This window comes from Aestuarium sp. (genome assembly GCF_023253315.1).
Taxonomy (GTDB): domain Bacteria; phylum Pseudomonadota; class Alphaproteobacteria; order Rhodobacterales; family Rhodobacteraceae; genus Marivivens; species Marivivens donghaensis.
Window position 1 is genome coordinate 1 of record NZ_JALRGW010000058.1, and the last position, 2,785, is coordinate 2,785.

The 2,785-nt window shown below is 52.9% G+C and carries 3 protein-coding genes and 1 pseudogene; 2 read left to right on the forward strand and 2 right to left on the reverse strand.

Going from position 1 to position 2,785, the window contains the following annotated elements; translation table 11 throughout:
• A partial coding sequence (locus AC1QQ2_RS13955; RefSeq protein WP_479713585.1) for a lyase family protein occupies positions 1–1,238 on the forward strand: 1,238 nt, incomplete at its 5' end.
• A 19-nt stretch (positions 1,239–1,257) separates the two neighbouring features.
• Positions 1,258–2,187 (forward strand): LysR family transcriptional regulator, encoded by a 930-nt coding sequence (locus AC1QQ2_RS13960; protein WP_479713586.1) that lies wholly within the window; start codon positions 1,258–1,260, stop codon positions 2,185–2,187.
• 137 nt (positions 2,188–2,324) lie between these two features.
• On the opposite strand, the pseudogene AC1QQ2_RS13965 reads toward AC1QQ2_RS13960, so the two are convergent.
• Both AC1QQ2_RS13965 and AC1QQ2_RS13970 read right to left on the reverse strand, forming a co-directional pair.
• Positions 2,325–2,609 (reverse strand): annotated as a pseudogene (locus AC1QQ2_RS13965) (IS21 family transposase); the annotation flags it as partial.
• Positions 2,521–2,785, reverse strand: a 265-nt coding sequence (locus tag AC1QQ2_RS13970) for a tripartite tricarboxylate transporter substrate-binding protein (RefSeq protein WP_479713587.1), incomplete at its 5' end; no start/stop codon positions are given. The pseudogene AC1QQ2_RS13965 and the gene AC1QQ2_RS13970, both read right to left, overlap by 89 nt.

Consider the following 2,785-nt stretch of genomic DNA (forward strand, 5'->3'; position numbering starts at 1 on the left):
AAAACACCTTAAGGCTGAGCATTCGCTTTGAGTCGGCACTGGCACAAGTGCAAGGTCAGCTGGGACTGATCCCTCAAAACATGGCTCAAGCCATCAGTGACGCGGCAAAGGCAAACGCGGTCAGTGTTGCCGATGTTCAAGTAGCTCAAGCTCAAGTTGGTCACCCCATGGTGGCGATACTCAATGCATTCACAAAGCATCTTTCGCCTGATGCAGCTGAGTGGCTGCATTTCGGCGCAACCACAGCAGACGTGGTGCGAACGGTACGCGTCATGCAGATGCACCAAGTTTGCGAAGTGACAATCAAGGAACTGAACCTACTCAAAGCGAAGATTGCGCAGATCGCTGCGGACCATGCCGACACCCCCATGGTCGGGCGCACTTTGGGCCGCCACGCCATGCCCATCACCTTTGGTTACAAGCTTTGTGTTTGGCTGGACGAGATCGAACGCTGTATCCAACGCTTCAACGAATGGCAAACGCGCTACCCCAGCGGCGTGCTCAGTGGCGCTGTTGGCACACACGCTGCCATGGGCGAATCTGGTCCTCAAGTACAAGCTTTGGTAATGAAGGAACTCGGCTTGGGTGCACCAGCAATCATCGATGCCAAAGGATCCATGGATGTGTTTGTGGACTTGGGTTCAGCGCAAGCCATCATGGCACGCGTGCTGGGGCGCATGGCGCAGGAAATCTTTTTGCTTCAAGGTGACGACATCCGTGAACTGTCACTTGAAAGCCAAGATGTGGGCAGCTCCACCATGCCGCATAAATCGAATCCGACCTTATGCATCGACGTGATGTCACGATCACGTGAGGTCGCTGCAAGCCTGCCAGTATTGTTGGAATGGATTTGGGTCATCTTTGAACGCGACTCCACCATGCACGGCAATGTCTTGGAGGACATGTGTATTCGGTCGGCACAAGTGTTGTCATGCATGTGCGGCGTCGTTGATCGCTTACGCGTTCACCCCGAGCAAATGGCCGAGAACTTGGCGCGAACCAATGGTGCCGTCCTTGCCGAAAGCGTCACGGTTCGACTCGCAGAAACCATGGGACGCCGCAGCGCCTACAAGCTGGCACACGAAGCAACTGAAAACATGATGGCGCATGGCATCAGTTTTGAAGATGCATTGGCACAAGACATTCGCACCCGGGGTGTTAATCTACCTCTGCTTGAAGAGGCCTACGGCTTAGCGCCTCAACTGGTCGCTCAAGCCCTAAATGAACACATAACTTAACACCCACTCGCTCACACCAATGGACTTTTCAGCTGATCGCTTACTGCATCGTTTATTGGTCAAAGGGCGTTTGCGTCAACTGCAATTGATCCTTTCTGTGGCGGACCTAGGCAGTACGCACCACGCTGCGAAGGCCTGCGCAATTTCTCAACCCGTTGTCACAAAGAGCATTCAAGAATTTGAAGAGTTACTTGGCTTGGTGCTGTTTGAGCGCCACGCTAAGGGCATGCGACTTACGCCTGACGGCAAAGAAATCATTTCGCGCGTTCGCAATGTGATGGATGCAATCACGCACCTCGCTCAAGCCGCAACCGCACGAAAAAGCACAGAATCGAGTTTTGTTCGTCTAGCTGGCGTCGCTGCAGGCATCAACGGTTTGCTGGTCAGTGCCCTGCCCAGCTTCAGCGAAATCCATCCACAAATTCAAACACACGTTGTTGAGATCGAAGGTGGACAGATCGACGAGTTCTTGCAAAACAGTGACATTGATCTCGTGGTGTGTAGGGAGCCCAGCAACGTTCCTGCAGGTTGGTACTTCACGCCGATGATGGAAGATGAACACGCCTTGTTTGCATGTGCTGGACACCCTTTGGCTGGAAAACGTTTAAAGATCCCAGACTTGGGCAATCAAAAGTGGCTCACACCACCTTCCAACGTACCCGCCATTGACACGTTCAACCATTTGATGACACTGGTGAAGACGCCCAAGTATTGCCAAATCGCCAGCCGCAACCCAGCCCTAGTTCGTGAAGCCTTGAAAAAGACCATGGCCCTGGCAATCACACCTGAAAGTCTGTTTAAAGCAGATGTTGAAGCTGGCGTAATTGTGAAATTGAACTTCAAACTGAATGTTGCCATTTCGCCCATCGGGGTGCTAAGCCGTGACAAGGCCTTATCGTCAGCAACAAAGCAATTGATCGACTATCTAGCGGCATTTTCTAGCCACTGAGCCAGGGCTGTCAGATTTTTAGTGTTCAAGGCTTTGAGTAATGCCCGCCCCTTGGGGACCCGATGGACATATTACGAGCTCGATTGAATAAAGCGTTCACCGTAGGCTATCGCGAACTCGTTCATGGCTTCTTTCCACTCCCAGCCCGCCGCAGGGTTGCAAAACTCGTGGTCAAAGAGATAGTGACCCGTCATCGACTCGAACCGGGCATTGACGCTGCGCTGCTTACCGACTCCAACCTTGTCGACGGCGGTCTTCATGTTGTCGTAGATGCCGCGCTTCGGAATTCCACCGAAGATTTCAAAGGCCCGAGCATGGGCATCAAACAACATCTCATGTGACTGCGTGTAGTACGCCACCATCACAAACGCCCGACTGGCCGCCAGCTTGACGTGCGCCACCTCCAGTCGTCTGCGCAGACCCTTTGTAGGGAATGATGTTGAAACTGGTGTGGGTCTGTTGTTGCAGTTTGATCAGTGCAAAGTGATCGTCGCCGCCCAAACTGGACATACCGACACTCATGCCACCTGGGTTTTTCTTGGCTGACGCAATAAGTTTTTCCATGGTGTCGATGCCGCTGTCTTTTGCGGTCACGATG

Bases quoted from the DNA above. Each gene is read 5' to 3' on its own strand.
- AC1QQ2_RS13960 (WP_479713586.1), top strand. From the start codon at position 1,258: ATGGACTTTTCAGCTGATCGCTTACTGCATCGTTTATTGGTCAAAGGG.